Origin of the sequence: Vibrio sp. YT-15 (genome assembly GCF_033337445.1) — a bacterium.
GTDB lineage: Bacteria > Pseudomonadota > Gammaproteobacteria > Enterobacterales > Vibrionaceae > Vibrio > Vibrio alginolyticus.
This window is the reverse complement of record NZ_JAWOQR010000010.1, coordinates 47,838-61,295: the sequence shown is the minus strand read 5'-3', so window position 1 is coordinate 61,295 and position 13,458 is coordinate 47,838. Positions and strand designations below refer to the sequence as shown.

The window sequence follows — 13,458 nt, the reverse complement described above, 5'->3', positions numbered from 1 at the left end:
TTAGAGTGGTTCGCCCTCTGTCGTCGCAGCGTTGCTTACTTGTGTTGCTGCATTTCCATTTTGCTCCGCATCTGACTCATCCAGAGAAGCTGCCGCGACCGGCTTTGTGAGCGAATCGGTAATATCAGACACGCTGCTAACCAATAGCCCCATTGACGAAATAGAAGAAGTCAGTCGAGACAATCGACCTGCTTTTGCTGCGGTAACGGCAACGACAGCACTAATGCCTAATGTCGTCCAAGGGTTTTCTCTCACAAACTTCTTGGTGGTAAACGTGAACATTTCCATCGACAAACAGCATTGCTCTAGAGACGCTTTACCTTCCATCCGCTTGATCCGCATGGCTCGATTGAGCTTTTGTAGCGAGCGCATCCCACCCCTCCTGTAATTGTTCTGTCGTATTTTTGAATCCAAGAAATCCAACTAAACGCTTCTGCCACCAGGCTAAAGCAAATAATGCCAAGCCTAATGATGTGATAAATACACCCACGGCAACATACACGTTGGCAGTTAACTGATAAGCCACCACCCCAGAGGCAAGGCACAAACTGAATACGAACAATACCGACAATAGAGTAAAAACAACGGTACACAGCAAAATCTGACGCACTGCGGACACGTTAACTTTCATCTCCAAGAGGAACAAATCCAACGTTGAACCTGACCATGCTTTTAGCGATTTCGTCAGTTGGTCCAATTGCGCAAGAATGCTGCTCAAACCATTAATGGTTTGTTGGATATCCTGTTCTTCTGCCCCATCAGGGGCTCGGCCGCTGTCTGAAGCCGCCGAGCCTGATTGCTGATTGGTAACTTGCCCTGAGTTATTCATGTGAAGCCTCGCCTTTCTGTTGTGTGGCTTAATCCTTGGTGACCACTATTATTTGATCAGCTTCGAAACCGCCCAACCAGCAAGGAAGGCACAGCCTATGCTCAGCAATGGGCGCTCCTTGATTACATTTTCTGCCGACTTAGTCGCCTGCTGAACTTGCTGTGCACCGACATCCAGCTTCTCTTTGGCTTGATCTTTCATCGCGCCAACGGCTTCCGTCGTGGCTTGTTCCGCTAAGTGATATGCTTCTTCTAACTGCTCTTGAGGTTTTACTGTGCTTTCTTTTGTAGTAGCCATAACTAGCCTCCATTAATGAGTTGAATAGTGAATCAAGTGAAACAATGTTTGACCTCACTTACTCCCTACAAAGCCATATCCATGCCAGAATTTTAAGTTGTTGTTTTTTATTGATTTTATTTTTATTTCGATAAAAAGCCGTATCTGTACGTGTAATTCTTTCCAGGCTTTCCCCGCCATTCTTGTAATTTTTTCTTAGCGCCTTACCGACTGTTAGCAATTTATTGCAAAACAAGACATTAAGTCACTGATTAATAAGACTTAAAACTCATTGGCATACAACCTGCATTTGAAGATGAACATCGTGTTTGTATTCCATACGCTCAAACACCCCTATCACCAGTAAATAAGGAGTGGCATATGAAAAATGAAAACATCGCCTCAATCATTGAGCTTATCGAAAGCGGAAATGAAATTTACAACAAGGCCATCGAGAACATCGACAACACTTCTTTGAATAATGTGTTGGTAGAACTGCTCAGAGTACGTGAGCGTGCAGTCATTGAGCTCACTCCCTACTCTCTAGCAAGTAACAATGAAGAATCTGCCGACGACACTCCGGTTTCCTACACCATCAAGGCGCGTGAGGTTTACAGCGACGTGATGAAGGAAGTGTCCTCTGACAAAGAGTCAATGTATTTAGAACAGCTTGAAGGTGTCGAAAGCAAGGTACTCAAAGAGATTGAGAATTTGATTACTTCCCACCCAGAGCAGGCGGATAACTCGGTTCTGCTGAAAGTTCGTAGCGATATAAAAAGCTGCAAAGAAAAACTCAGCAGCATCAGCCTTATTAGCTAAAACCTGGTGGTCGCCTTTGCAATAAAGCTCGGTATTGATCAAAGAAATGGCCAACTTGCTTTGGCCATTTCTGACAAGCCCACAGGCTCATTAACATAACCATCACGAGAAATGTCCCACGACAATAGTCATAAATAAAGAGGTCACTATGACATTGGATAACAATCGAGTAAGGGAGCTACTCGTAAAAATGACACACCATCGCCAAACGTGTTTGCCTCTCGTTAACCCGCAATCACATATGACACTCGCAAGAGCGGCATATCGATTCGTGAAAATAGAAAAAGTGATGATCAAAAAGATGGCGAAGCTGTTCTTCGATCAAGATGGTGAACAATTCATTGCAGAAAACGCCACCGAATACGGCGTTGCCGAGTTAGGCAATTACAAAGAAATGCATTTTATGAATAAATTACTGTTAGATGATTTAAAAGCCCTGCTTAGAGCCATTGACGACACCAACTTAACCGCACTTGTTTCTTATTGGTTAGCTGCTTTACAAGTTGAAAACGATGAAATTGAAAAGCACTTACCTCAGGGTGAGTAATTGTACTCGCCCTTCTTTCACTTTGTTTAAACCACATCCCCAATCAACCTAGTAAAAGGTGCAGGTAGAAAAAAAGCCGCTGCATCTACTACGCAGCGACCTTGAGAGCCTTTTTACGACGCACACCAAATCATCAAACAACACAGAAAAAGCGCCATGTAGAATACGAAGCAAATGGCGCGTTATCCGCGGATTACAGTGTTAAAGCGAAGCTGATTTACGTCTCTGGCTTGGAACAAATACGTTCAATGACTTTGGACGCAGCTTGATTGCTAGTTGCTCATCAGAATACAGTTCACCATCAATCACATACTCAATCGGTTTATTCGCAGAAATAGTGACGCTCTGAGCCGTCGCGTATTGAAAATGTGTCGATTCTTCCTGTGCGCCTACGCTCGTTAATGTCAGATCCGACAAGGCGATAAGACGTCCGCCTAAAGACTCGGTGTTATCTAAATATGTGATATGCAGCTTGCCATCATCAGGCTGCGGCGCATCACCACCTTGGGCAAGCAACGTACTAAATGGAGCGATATTCGCAACGACAAAACTATGGACTTCAAGCGTTTGTGTATTATTGTCGTGGTTTCCATCTTCAGTTGGAGCGTCTAACGAAACGGTTAAAGCTTGCGTTTCTTCCGCCACTACAGCATTAAAAAAGCCGGTGAGGTAAGCGAGTTGTCCAAAAACATTTTTCTCTTCTCGCTGAGCGTGCTCGATCATCTTCTGTTCTAGCCCAATACCTAAGACCAACAAAATAAGCCGCTGATTACATTCCGCAGTATCAATACGTTGGCAGTGTCCGCCAAGCAACGCTTCACACGCTTTTTCGACCGGTGAGAATTTTGCGCCAACGCCATAGAGCACATGACATAACGCATTGGCAGTTCCGAGCGGAACAATACCGAGTTTTAGGTCGGTATCCACCAATTGGCTCGCCACCTCTGTTACTGTGCCATCGCCACCAGCTACGATGATTTGCTTAGCTCCACTTTCTTTTGCCTGTTGTGTTAGCTGCTCGGCGCTGAGGTTTGTGGTGGTTTGATGAATACTCAAGCGATATTTTTTGGTTAGTTCACGAATCAAGTGCTGTTCGTTTTCCTCCCATTTTCCGCCACCTGCAACAGGGTTAACCACCATCCAAGTGGATTGATCCAGCCCTAGCACGCCTTTTTCACTGATCGCTCGTAACGTTCTAATCTGTAATTTATTCAATCTCGCGGTACTGCGTACGTCATTGATTTTTTTCATCACGGATTCAACCGTCAGTGACGGGTCTTTGCTCAGTAAATACGCCGCCACAACAAACACTGAACGACCACGCCCTAACGCACAATGCACAACCACGGCCCGCGAGCACGAGATTTGAGTATCAATCCAGTTAATCGCATGGCGAAGACGCTCTAGCGTTGGGGCTTTGTGGTCGAGTACCGGAATCGAAAGGTAATGAAACTGCTTGTCGGTCATCGCGCTTTCAAGGCCTGCAAATTCTGCGGTGACATCGACAATACAAGAGATCTCATTGGATTCGAGAAAATCTAAGTCACTCTGAAACAAACGGCGAGATAGGTATAAATTGTCACTGACTTTTTGGATTGGAGGCACTGTATCACGCCGTCTTTCCCAGGCGTTATACGCTCTAGCCCCCAATAGAAATGGGATGAATGCCCAGCGAATCCACCTGACAATCTTGCCATCTTGGTTTTTTCTAAAAATAGAGGGAATGTCGAATACGTAGGCTACGCTGACCAACGCTAAAGAAAGCGATATCCACAAGAACAGCAGACTAACGATAATTTGAGGCGTATAGATAGCGGCCAATAAACTGATCAGAGCGCCAAGAATATAATATTTGATGATAAACATTCGCTCTCCTTGCCTTCAGCGAGTGCACTTTTTAGTGGAAGTTAGAATACGCGGGGGATTGAGCTTGGATACATGAACTTGAGTAAACGCCTTGATTGAGTGCCTTCCCGTGCCGAAATGGCACGAAAAGGTCCAACACTCTACCTAGCTTACCATCTCTTCAACATAACCATCCGCTAGTTTCATTTTCTGCTTATCGGTCATTACCTTACCGGCTAACTGGAAGAAACGCTGCTCTTCTTCCTCAAGATGGTGCAACACTTTGTGACGCAAGGTTTTCATTAGGTTGAGCCACGCTGGCGAGCTCATATCGGTTGCATCAAGCTGTGCAATCACTTTATCAATTTCATGATGCTCTGCGATGCCATGGCGAGTGAGATCAATGGTCTTATCGCTATCTATTAAAGGCGCGTAGAAAAACCGCTCTTCTGCCGCTGCGTGCTGTTCGAGTTCCTCTTTAAGGTTGTGATAAAACTCTTCACGAGCGGGGGAATCTCCAGACGTTTCCATCAGAGCATCGAGTAAAAGGCGTTGCTTTTCATGACTCTCTTTCAGTACATCAAATATGTTTTTCATCTTTGACTCCTTATCTGATTGTAAACAATTGGGACAAAAGGAAGGGCGGTGATTGACCGCCCCTCTCTTACATAGCTATGCGTAAAAAACCTAACCTGATTCGGCTAACAGTCTTGGTCTTCAGCGTTTAGATTTTCTTTAATGTTTTCACATTCATCTTCAATCGCATTTTGGGTTTCTTCGGCGGCTTCATCTATCTTTTTGCCGGCCTGTTCCATTGGCCCTTCTTCACTACAAGCTGCCAACGCAAACACCAAACCGAATACTGCGGCGATACGGTAAACAAATGACGTAAGTCGCATGGAATCTCCTATCTATTTACGTTTTTTCTTCCCAGCAGAACAATCACTATTGATACAATTAATGACAATAGGAATAGGTAAAATATCACTTGCGCGATAGAGGCAGCAGCTCCTGCAATACCGGTAAAGCCTAATAGTGCAGAAATTAGTGCCAGTGCCAGAAAAATAAACATCCAACGAACCATAGTGTTACCTCCTAATAAAAGTGGGTTAAATCACTCAGCTCGCTATTATTGAACCACTTCTAGCTTATCAATCACCTTATTTACGTCATTGGTGTTATTTGCAATTGAAATTGCAAGATCATGCTCCGCATCTGAATTAACTTTACCTGCCAACGTTACCGTTTTGCGTTCTGTCGTTACATCAATATCCGTACCACTCACATTGGTATCCATTAGTAGGCGCGTTTTAACTATAGTCGTGATTTTAGAATCGGTCAGTGTAGCTAAAGCTTCTGAATCAGTTTCTTTCTTGCCTTCATTCACTACTGACAATTCGTTGTTTACTTTTTTCACACCATCAAGACCAGTAACAAGCTCTTCGGCAAGTGATTTTTCAAGATCATTGTTTACCGAACCAGAAAGGGTAACGACCTGATTCTCAACATCGGTATTGATATCAAAAGAGTTGAGATTGCTGTTTAGCAGTAGCGTGGTTTCAGCTTTACCATCTAGCCAAGCGTCCATGGATTCTTTTTGCCATTTATCACTCGCTAAGACTGCTGTAGATGAAGTAGCAAGAACTGACGTAAGTACAATTTTAGCTGCGATGTTATTCATGGTAATTCTCCTTTATTGACGTTGCACTTCCCTAGGAGCAAACCATGTGCCAACTTTATAACTTATTGTTTTTAAGCAACTAATAAGGGAAAGAGGTAAAAATGAGATGAGCAATAAAGTATAAGCATGAATTATTTACACGTAATAAATGTAATTTTTAATCGGTGATAAAGCCTCCGTCACTTGTGCCTAAATAACCTGATAAAACAGAAAGGCTATTTCTCCAGAATCAATTAATAGCAAAATTATTATTTTAAATAAAAAAATCAGAACAAAAGGAAATATCTACTGATGGCTCTCACCGATATATATCAAAAAGGGGCTAACAACATAAAAATATCGAACAAATCCTTAAATCTATGCTGACAATATTTTGTCTTGTGAAGTGAGAATAATCCACGTACATTGTTTCTGTCATAGTAAAGAGGACATTTCTATGTCGATGCCAAGCCTGTTTCTAAGAATACAAGATCCATCACTTAAAAATGCCATCGCTTCTTGCCAGGAACTGAACAAATTTCGTCTGCATGACATCGATGCCGCAGACCAATGGATTGAAGATTTTCTACAACTCAAACCGGAAGTTGCGATTGTTGAAGTCGCCCACTTTACTAGTGCAGATTATCAACGTCTTTCTAATATCGAAGACATCTACGATATGGACTTGATCATCATTAGCTCAGGCGCTCCAAATGAGAACTTGGATAAGCTGATGAACTTGGGTGCTATTTTTCACTACAGAAAGCCCGTTGATATTGCCATTCTGACGGACACCCTGGGCGAAGTCAGCCAGTACTATCAACACAAACAAGATCAAGGGCGTAAAGTGTCCACCAGCGATCTTGACCAATTTGGTCTTTTGGTCGGCTCTTCCTCTCCGATGCATCAGCTCTATCGTATGATCAGGCGCGTTGCAAAAACCGAAGCCAACGTCCTTATTGTCGGTGAAAGTGGATCAGGCAAAGAACTGGTGGCGCAGACCATCCACTTAGCGAGTGAGCGTAAACAACAGCCCTTTATAGCGATTAACTGTGGTGCCATTAGCCCTGAATTGGTTGATAGTGAACTGTTTGGCCATGAGAAAGGCGCTTTTACCGGAGCAAATAAAACTCACAAAGGTGTATTTAAGCAGGCAGAGGGCGGCACCCTATTTTTAGATGAAATCACCGAGATGCCTATCGAGCATCAAGTGAAGCTATTGCGGGTGCTAGAAACCGGAGAGTATCGCCCAGTTGGCAGTAATACAGTTCATATCGCTAATACTCGCATCATTGCTGCTACAAACCGTGATCCTAAAATCGCCATTGAGGAGCAGTTCCTGCGTGAAGATCTGTTTTTCCGCTTATCGCATTTCCCATTAACGATACCGCCACTGCGAGAACGAGGCGGTGATATCGTCGGTCTGGCCAAGCACTTTATTGCGCACCGCAACGCCAATGAGGCAAAAACCAAAACGATTCTTGACTCTGCGATCCAAAAAATCGCTGCACACGACTGGCCAGGTAATGTCCGTGAGCTCAAACACACGATCGAGCGTGCATTTATTTTGGCTGATGACACCATCCGAGATGAACACCTGATCTTCGACACACCACCATTGGAAACAGGCACCAGCATCGAAGACCTTGTTCCGGCGGGCGTTTCGCTAGAAGAGCTAGAAAAAGCCGCCATTCTCAATACCCTTGAAGAGAATCAAGGCAATAAAACGGAATCAGCGCAGGAGTTAGGCATTAGCGTGAAAACGCTCTATAACAAACTCGAAAAGTATCAAGACGAGTAACTCGCTATGGGAATACAAAAAGAGTACTGAATAAAACTCAGTGCTCTTTTTGTATCTTATCTTTTATGCAGTTAGGCTGCGTTTGGTGTTTGATTAAACCCACTGCCCCGCAACAAAACCGCTCGACCAGCACCACTGAAAATTGTAGCCCCCTAGCCAACCAGTCACATCCATCACCTCACCAATAAAATAAAGCCCTTTAATGTCTTTGCATTCCATGGTTTTCGAGGATAAGTGATCAGTATCGACACCGCCGAGTGTCACTTCCGCAGTTCGGTAGCCTTCAGTGCCATTCGGGGCGATATCCCAATGCTCTAGGCGCTCCACAATCGCCGCAAGCTCCTTTTGATTGAACTGTTTTAGCGGTTTATCGACTAGCTCTTTACGTTCAATTAAGACTTCAACCAGACGCTTAGGCAGCACTTTGGCAAGCGTATTCTTGAGTGACTGATTTGGATGCTTCTCACGACTGCGTTCTAATAACTCAGCAACATCATCGTTTGGCACAAGATTGATCAACACCTTTTGTCCGGCCCGCCAGAATGAAGAAATCTGTAACACTGCTGGACCAGATAACCCACGATGTGTGAACAACAGGGCTTCTTTGAACATGGTGCCATCTTCAGCCGTAATTTCCGCAGGTACCGCGATACCGGATAACTCAGCAAAGTCTTCTTTGTCTTCTTTATGCAGAGTAAATGGTACAAGACCTGCCGTGGTTGGGATAACTCGAAGACCAAATTGTTCCGCGACTTTATAACCAAATGGTGTCGCTCCCAGTTTTGGCATCGACAAGCCACCTGTTGCGATAACTAAAGACTCACATTCGACAATCTCAGTACCAGCATGCAAACGAAAGCCTTCATCAATTTTTTCAATCGAATGAACATCGCATTGGTAACGCTGCTCGATGTTCGGCATGTCACACTCAACTAACAACATCTTCACGATATCTTTGGCCGTAAATGCATCGACACAAAACAACTGGCCGTGATCACGCTCTTCGAACTCAATGCCATGTTTACACACCATCGAGATGAAATCCCAGTTAGTGTATTGGGAGAGCGCCGACTTAACAAAGTGCGGGTTTTGACACAAATAGTGATTAGCTGAAACGTCGTAGTTAGTGAAGTTACAACGACCACCGCCCGAGATAAGGATTTTACGTCCTGGCTTTTTAGCATGATCGAGCACCAAAACACGGCGGCCTCGCTTGCCTGCTTCTGCAGCACACATTAAACCTGCTGCGCCTGCGCCAATTACAACAACATCAAATTTCTTACTCATCGGTAGCTCTTAGACTGATTGGTATCGAATCAAAATAAAAAAGGATGTGCACATTGCACATCCTTGCTTTCTAGGCGCGACATTCTACCGACAAATACCGAAAGGGAAAAGCGCTTAAACTCTAAGCGCTCTGTATGTCCGCAAAATCTCAGACAGAACAACTATCTAGATTATTGACTCTTAGAGAATGAAGGCTGCAAGTAGCGTCACGCCGAGCAACGCGGTCGATAGAACAAACAATTCACGCACTCTTTCACACTTACCAGTAAAAATTTCATCGTGGTGATGATGATATTCTTTACTTTTAATGTAGTGATACAACCTCACCTGCTTGGTGACATTTCCATGAGTGGTAAAAAAACCATTACCATCAACTTGCTGATATAACAGCGGATGCGCTTCACGCATGATATAAATTAGAGAACGAAGAGCGGTGAGATACCGGACCATATTAACTCCAGTTACCACCATTAGCGCAAATAAGATTGTGTCTCCACTGATCATCTTTTCCTCCCTACATCTTCAACAATGCTCAAGAGAAAAAGACGATCAACACTTCGTCTTTACCCGCTACTTACAACGTCCCAAAACGCGTTTACGCAGCTGGAGCATCCATGATTGAAGATGAACCTTCTTTCGCCATTTGTGCTAGATCTTTGTCAATGAAGAACAACGCTTTACCGTCTTCACCTACCAGTTCGATCTTATCTAAAATCCCTTTAAACAACTTCTCTTCTTCGTGCTGTTCTGACACGTACCACTGTAGGAAGTTAAACGTTGAGTAGTCTTGGCTAGTAAATGCAACGTGCGCCAGTTTGTTGATTTTTTCCGTGATCATTTGCTCATGTTCAAATGTCTCGCGGAAAACGTCACCTAGGCTCGCAAAGTCATGCTTTGGCGCATCAATAGCGCCTAAGATTGGCATTGAGCCAGTTTCACTCACGTAAGTGAATAGGCGTTGCATGTGCTCCATTTCTTCTACGGCGTGAGCGCGTAAAAATTCAGCCGCACCTTCAAAACCTTTGTCTTCACACCAAGCACTCATTTGTAAGTATAGATTGGATGAGAAAAATTCTAGGTTAATTTGCTCATTCAATTGTTCGACCATAGTTTGAGACAGCATGTTAACTCCTATTATTGTGCATGCAATATACCCAAGTAACCTCGAAATAAATGACGCTGCGAGAATAGCTTGGTCTGGCAGACACGGCGAAGTTTCACTTCAACTCTAGTCAGTAACACTACGCTTATTTCAGCATATCAAAGTCACTTGGGTATAACGCCACTATAACATGATTACTGAGACAAGACTTTGTACCTACGGCACCGATATGAGATCACTTCAGCAAATTTTTTTTGGGGTTGGTGCTAATCTAAAACTATGACCTTACAAGGAGATAGTAATATGAGTTACAAACACATACTTGTGGCAGTCGACCTTTCAGACGACAGTAAAGTGTTGATTAAGAAAGCCGTATCACTGGCTAAACCTCTGGATGCGAAAGTCTCTTTTATTCACATCGACGTGAACTACGCAGAACTCTACACCGGGCTTATCGATATCAATATGGCAGAAGCGCAACATCAAGCAATGGAAGCATCGCGCACACAATTGGCAAACTTCGCTGAATATGCGCAATACCCAATTGCCCATACTTTAGTCGGTAGTGGCGATTTGAGTAATGAGCTGTGCGATACCATTCAAGATTACAGTATTGATTTGGTGGTTTGTGGTCATCACCAAGATTTCTGGAGCAAGATTCTATCTTCGACTCGACAGCTGATTAACTGCTCACCAGTCGATATGCTGGTCGTACCGCTAAAAGACTGATTGGCGCAGCGATAAAACTTGGTTAGACTGCGGGCACATTTGTTGTTGATAAAGATTCTCATCCATGGCTTATCTATCCGCAGTTACCCTACTTTGGGCATTCTCATTTAGCCTGATCGGCGTTTACCTCGCCGGTCAGGTTGATTCTTGGTTCTCGGTGTTCATGCGCGTGGCACTGGCGAGCCTGGTTTTCATTCCCTTTTTGAAATTCCGTGGCGTTAGCAAACCCCTGATCGCGAAACTGATGACCGTCGGTGGCTTCCAGCTCGGCTTGATGTATTGCTTCTACTACCAATCTTTTTTGCTCCTTTCCGTGCCAGAAGTATTGCTGTTCACCGTATTCACACCCATTTACGTCACGCTAATCTATGACTTCTTGAAAGGTCGCTTTTCACCTTGGTACTTAGTTACCGCTGCAATAGCCGTATTTGGTGCCGCCTGGATTAAATTTGCAGGCATTAATGAAGATTTCCTACTGGGCTTTTTGGTCGTACAAGGAGCAAACCTCTGCTTTGCCATCGGTCAGGTGGGCTACAAATATATCATGGAGAGTGAACCCGTCGATTTGCCACAACACACCGTGTTTGGCTACTTCTACTTAGGTGCACTTTGTGTAGCAACCGTGGCTTTCGCGCTCATGGGTAACCTCGACAAACTACCTACCACTGCAACACAATGGGGCATTCTGACATACCTTGGGTTGATTGCTTCTGGTTTTGGTTACTTTGCTTGGAACAAAGGCGCGACTATGGTGAACGCAGGTGCACTGGCAGTAATGAACAATGCATTGGTTCCGGCGGGCTTGATTGTAAACATTGTGATTTGGAACCGCGATGTTGATGTCATGCGACTCGCCATTGGCGGTGCGATCATCATGCTATCCCTATGGATTAACGAAACCTGGGTGAAAAAGCGCGTAGAGATGAGCTACGCCAATAAGTAACGCAGCTAATCCTATAAACATTTCGACAATAAAAAACGCTCTCCGACTGGAGAGCGTTTTTTTATTTGATTAATGCACTTTGGCTTGTGAGATTGCGTTCATCAAAGCATTAGGTGGCGTTGGCAGCAACACTTCTAGTTTCGCATTACGCGCTTCCAGTTTACGCTGACGCTTAAGTAACTTTTGTTGTTTTTTCGCCACTTTTAGCAACTTCTTTTGCTGCTTATAGTGCTTTTTCAGTGCTTTTTTCGCTTTCTTGAGCGATTTTTTATCCGCTAAATCAAACCATACTGATGCGTCGGCTCTTACTGGCTCCGGAGATTTTTCGGCTTGTTTTTTCTCTTTCACGCGCTCAACAACACGCTTCACAATCGCGGCTTTTTCGTTGCTTTGTTTAGTGGTCACTGGAATCGCTTGTGATGGCAGAGCTTCAACCAATAAGCCACATGCTTGTTGCTCACTCAATGGCTTGTCTTGGCATTTTTGTGGAGGAATTGCGGCTGGCTTACAAAGGGTATCTTTGGCCGATGAAGAGCGTGCGCAAGAACGACAAACGAATTTTGGTGCGACAACTAAACGATGGATATCACCAAGTTCTGCCGCGATCTGTTTGCGACTCATTTTACATAAACGTTTAGCCATTCTACTACTCCAGCTTCCCAGTTATCGACCGCATCACAACAAGTGAAATAATAATAATTCTTAGTTAGATATACAGTCAGGAAAGGGAATTAGCAAGAGAAAACTATCAATAGAGACGAGGAAAGAGAAGCTGAGTCACAGCACGATACACCGTACTGTGACAAGAAAAGTTGAGCCGTCAGGAAGTTATGCCATCGATGCTTTAACATAGACATCGAAGCGATTTTTTTTCGTTTCAATCGCCATGGTCGGTTTTTTCTCGTTCAGCCAGTTAGCATAGTCTGGGCGTTTAACTACTACACGCTTTGTGGCTAACGCCATGGCTGGTTCTAGTAGGCCATCGGCGTCCAAATCGGCGCCAACCAACGATTGGAAAACGCGCATTTCTTTTTTCACGAGCGCCGACTTCTTTTTATTTTCTGGGTGCGGATACATCGGGTCAAGATACACCACATCTGGCTGGACAAAGTCTTTATCTTGCGCCAATTGTTCCAACGCATCATGGCTAGAAGCATGGATTAGCGACATGCGCTCAGATACCCAGGTGCCGATTTCTGGGTCTTGTTTCGCTCGATCCAAGCCATCATCTAACAAAGCCGCGACGACTGGATGACGCTCGACCATCTGCACTTTACAACCTAGTGAGGCGAGCACAAACGCATCACGACCAAGACCTGCCGTGCCGTCTAACACGGTTGGCGTTGCCCCTTTGTTCAACCCCGCAGCTTTCGCAATTGCCTGACCTTTACCACCACCGAACTTGCGACGATGACCGACCGCACCACCAATCAAATCCACAAAGATTGCACCCAGCTTTGGCTCATCCACTTTACGTAGCTCCAAACGCTCGGTGGTTAGCACCAAAGCAAAATCGCTATCGTCAGTATGAGAAAGCCGCCAACGCGCAGCGAGTTCATCAAGATGAGATTGTTGAGACAGGTTTTCACAGATCAATTGCAGTTGCAAAAGGAGGCTCCA

Annotated in this window: 18 protein-coding genes; 5 read left to right on the top strand and 13 right to left on the bottom strand. The window is 44.4% G+C overall.

Features of this window, described 5'->3' with window-relative positions:
• From R7D93_RS17740 to R7D93_RS17730, 3 genes are read right to left on the bottom strand one after another with little or no spacing between them, the layout of a single operon-like run.
• A complete protein-coding gene (locus R7D93_RS17740) occupies nucleotides 1–327 on the bottom strand; it encodes a hypothetical protein (protein ID WP_005379200.1) in 327 nt (108 codons plus the stop codon).
• Nucleotides 317–829 carry a phage holin family protein gene (locus tag R7D93_RS17735; RefSeq protein WP_005379198.1) on the bottom strand — a complete coding sequence of 171 codons (513 nt, stop codon included), beginning with the start codon at nucleotides 827–829 and terminating at the stop codon, nucleotides 317–319. The genes R7D93_RS17740 and R7D93_RS17735 overlap by 11 nt, the downstream gene beginning before the upstream one ends.
• Before the next feature lie 48 nt (nucleotides 830–877).
• Nucleotides 878–1,126 carry a hypothetical protein gene (locus tag R7D93_RS17730; protein WP_005379196.1) on the bottom strand — a complete coding sequence of 83 codons (249 nt, stop codon included), beginning with the start codon at nucleotides 1,124–1,126 and terminating at the stop codon, nucleotides 878–880.
• 360 nt (nucleotides 1,127–1,486) lie between these two features.
• Here R7D93_RS17730 and R7D93_RS17725 point away from each other — a divergent pair, with 360 nt between their 5' ends.
• Together R7D93_RS17725 and R7D93_RS17720 are read left to right on the top strand one after the other, a co-directional pair.
• Nucleotides 1,487–1,924 (top strand): DUF2383 domain-containing protein, encoded by a 438-nt coding sequence (locus R7D93_RS17725; protein WP_005379194.1) that lies wholly within the window; start codon nucleotides 1,487–1,489, stop codon nucleotides 1,922–1,924.
• Between the two features lie 148 nt (nucleotides 1,925–2,072).
• Nucleotides 2,073–2,471, top strand: coding sequence for a hypothetical protein (locus R7D93_RS17720; RefSeq protein WP_005379193.1), 399 nt, complete (start codon nucleotides 2,073–2,075; stop codon nucleotides 2,469–2,471).
• 201 nt (nucleotides 2,472–2,672) lie between these two features.
• On the opposite strand, the gene R7D93_RS17715 is transcribed toward R7D93_RS17720, so the two are convergent.
• The 5 genes from R7D93_RS17715 to R7D93_RS17695 form a co-directional block, all read right to left on the bottom strand.
• Nucleotides 2,673–4,337, bottom strand: coding sequence for a diacylglycerol kinase family protein (locus R7D93_RS17715; RefSeq protein WP_062730778.1), 1,665 nt, complete (start codon nucleotides 4,335–4,337; stop codon nucleotides 2,673–2,675).
• A 144-nt stretch (nucleotides 4,338–4,481) separates the two neighbouring features.
• The gene (locus R7D93_RS17710) at nucleotides 4,482–4,913 is read right to left on the bottom strand and encodes a hemerythrin domain-containing protein (RefSeq protein ID WP_017821107.1); all 432 of its coding nucleotides are present in this window, start codon (nucleotides 4,911–4,913) and stop codon (nucleotides 4,482–4,484) included.
• Between the two features lie 104 nt (nucleotides 4,914–5,017).
• Nucleotides 5,018–5,215 carry a hypothetical protein gene (locus R7D93_RS17705; protein ID WP_017821108.1) on the bottom strand — a complete coding sequence of 66 codons (198 nt, stop codon included), beginning with the start codon at nucleotides 5,213–5,215 and terminating at the stop codon, nucleotides 5,018–5,020.
• An 8-nt stretch (nucleotides 5,216–5,223) separates the two neighbouring features.
• Nucleotides 5,224–5,400 (bottom strand): DUF1328 family protein, encoded by a 177-nt coding sequence (locus R7D93_RS17700; RefSeq protein ID WP_005379177.1) that lies wholly within the window; start codon nucleotides 5,398–5,400, stop codon nucleotides 5,224–5,226.
• Nucleotides 5,401–5,445: 45 nt separating this feature from the next.
• On the bottom strand, nucleotides 5,446–5,997 hold the full coding sequence (locus R7D93_RS17695) for a BON domain-containing protein (protein WP_017821109.1): 552 nt from the start codon (nucleotides 5,995–5,997) through the stop codon (nucleotides 5,446–5,448).
• A 436-nt stretch (nucleotides 5,998–6,433) separates the two neighbouring features.
• Between R7D93_RS17695 and R7D93_RS17690 the strand changes: the two genes are divergently transcribed.
• Entirely contained in the window at nucleotides 6,434–7,777 is a 1,344-nt protein-coding gene (locus R7D93_RS17690; protein ID WP_017821110.1) for a sigma-54 interaction domain-containing protein, read from the top strand.
• Between the two features lie 93 nt (nucleotides 7,778–7,870).
• On the opposite strand, the gene R7D93_RS17685 is transcribed toward R7D93_RS17690, so the two are convergent.
• From R7D93_RS17685 to ftnA, 3 genes are all read right to left on the bottom strand, one after another.
• Nucleotides 7,871–9,064 (bottom strand): NAD(P)/FAD-dependent oxidoreductase, encoded by a 1,194-nt coding sequence (locus R7D93_RS17685; protein WP_225496997.1) that lies wholly within the window; start codon nucleotides 9,062–9,064, stop codon nucleotides 7,871–7,873.
• 180 nt (nucleotides 9,065–9,244) lie between these two features.
• Complete coding sequence (gene uspB / locus R7D93_RS17680) at nucleotides 9,245–9,568, bottom strand: universal stress protein UspB (RefSeq protein WP_005379169.1); 324 nt, start codon at nucleotides 9,566–9,568, stop codon at nucleotides 9,245–9,247.
• 91 nt (nucleotides 9,569–9,659) lie between these two features.
• Nucleotides 9,660–10,187 carry a non-heme ferritin gene (gene ftnA / locus R7D93_RS17675; RefSeq protein WP_005379167.1) on the bottom strand — a complete coding sequence of 176 codons (528 nt, stop codon included), beginning with the start codon at nucleotides 10,185–10,187 and terminating at the stop codon, nucleotides 9,660–9,662.
• Nucleotides 10,188–10,469: 282 nt separating this feature from the next.
• Here ftnA and uspA point away from each other — a divergent pair, with 282 nt between their 5' ends.
• Both uspA and R7D93_RS17665 read left to right on the top strand, forming a co-directional pair.
• Nucleotides 10,470–10,895 (top strand): universal stress protein UspA, encoded by a 426-nt coding sequence (gene uspA, locus R7D93_RS17670; RefSeq protein ID WP_005379165.1) that lies wholly within the window; start codon nucleotides 10,470–10,472, stop codon nucleotides 10,893–10,895.
• 64 nt (nucleotides 10,896–10,959) lie between these two features.
• On the top strand, nucleotides 10,960–11,838 hold the full coding sequence (locus R7D93_RS17665) for a carboxylate/amino acid/amine transporter (RefSeq protein WP_017635030.1): 879 nt from the start codon (nucleotides 10,960–10,962) through the stop codon (nucleotides 11,836–11,838).
• 69 nt (nucleotides 11,839–11,907) lie between these two features.
• On the opposite strand, the gene R7D93_RS17660 is transcribed toward R7D93_RS17665, so the two are convergent.
• The gene (locus R7D93_RS17660; RefSeq protein WP_017821113.1) at nucleotides 11,908–12,480 is read right to left on the bottom strand and encodes a hypothetical protein; all 573 of its coding nucleotides are present in this window, start codon (nucleotides 12,478–12,480) and stop codon (nucleotides 11,908–11,910) included.
• A gap of 186 nt (nucleotides 12,481–12,666) precedes the next feature.
• Nucleotides 12,667–13,446 (bottom strand): class I SAM-dependent methyltransferase, encoded by a 780-nt coding sequence (locus R7D93_RS17655; protein ID WP_025768285.1) that lies wholly within the window; start codon nucleotides 13,444–13,446, stop codon nucleotides 12,667–12,669.
• Between the last annotated feature and the right edge of the window lie 12 nt (nucleotides 13,447–13,458).

Bases quoted from the DNA above. Each gene is read 5' to 3' on its own strand.
- R7D93_RS17740 (WP_005379200.1), bottom strand. From the start codon at position 327: ATGGAAGGTAAAGCGTCTCTAGAGCAATGCTGTTTGTCGATGGAAATG.
- R7D93_RS17735 (WP_005379198.1), bottom strand. From the start codon at position 829: ATGAATAACTCAGGGCAAGTTACCAATCAGCAATCAGGCTCGGCGGCT.
- R7D93_RS17730 (WP_005379196.1), bottom strand. From the start codon at position 1,126: ATGGCTACTACAAAAGAAAGCACAGTAAAACCTCAAGAGCAGTTAGAA.
- R7D93_RS17725 (WP_005379194.1), top strand. From the start codon at position 1,487: ATGAAAAATGAAAACATCGCCTCAATCATTGAGCTTATCGAAAGCGGA.
- R7D93_RS17720 (WP_005379193.1), top strand. From the start codon at position 2,073: ATGACATTGGATAACAATCGAGTAAGGGAGCTACTCGTAAAAATGACA.
- R7D93_RS17715 (WP_062730778.1), bottom strand. From the start codon at position 4,337: ATGTTTATCATCAAATATTATATTCTTGGCGCTCTGATCAGTTTATTG.
- R7D93_RS17710 (WP_017821107.1), bottom strand. From the start codon at position 4,913: ATGAAAAACATATTTGATGTACTGAAAGAGAGTCATGAAAAGCAACGC.
- R7D93_RS17705 (WP_017821108.1), bottom strand. From the start codon at position 5,215: ATGCGACTTACGTCATTTGTTTACCGTATCGCCGCAGTATTCGGTTTG.
- R7D93_RS17700 (WP_005379177.1), bottom strand. From the start codon at position 5,400: ATGGTTCGTTGGATGTTTATTTTTCTGGCACTGGCACTAATTTCTGCA.
- R7D93_RS17695 (WP_017821109.1), bottom strand. From the start codon at position 5,997: ATGAATAACATCGCAGCTAAAATTGTACTTACGTCAGTTCTTGCTACT.
- R7D93_RS17690 (WP_017821110.1), top strand. From the start codon at position 6,434: ATGTCGATGCCAAGCCTGTTTCTAAGAATACAAGATCCATCACTTAAA.
- R7D93_RS17685 (WP_225496997.1), bottom strand. From the start codon at position 9,064: ATGAGTAAGAAATTTGATGTTGTTGTAATTGGCGCAGGCGCAGCAGGT.
- uspB (WP_005379169.1), bottom strand. From the start codon at position 9,568: ATGATCAGTGGAGACACAATCTTATTTGCGCTAATGGTGGTAACTGGA.
- ftnA (WP_005379167.1), bottom strand. From the start codon at position 10,187: ATGCTGTCTCAAACTATGGTCGAACAATTGAATGAGCAAATTAACCTA.
- uspA (WP_005379165.1), top strand. From the start codon at position 10,470: ATGAGTTACAAACACATACTTGTGGCAGTCGACCTTTCAGACGACAGT.
- R7D93_RS17665 (WP_017635030.1), top strand. From the start codon at position 10,960: ATGGCTTATCTATCCGCAGTTACCCTACTTTGGGCATTCTCATTTAGC.
- R7D93_RS17660 (WP_017821113.1), bottom strand. From the start codon at position 12,480: ATGGCTAAACGTTTATGTAAAATGAGTCGCAAACAGATCGCGGCAGAA.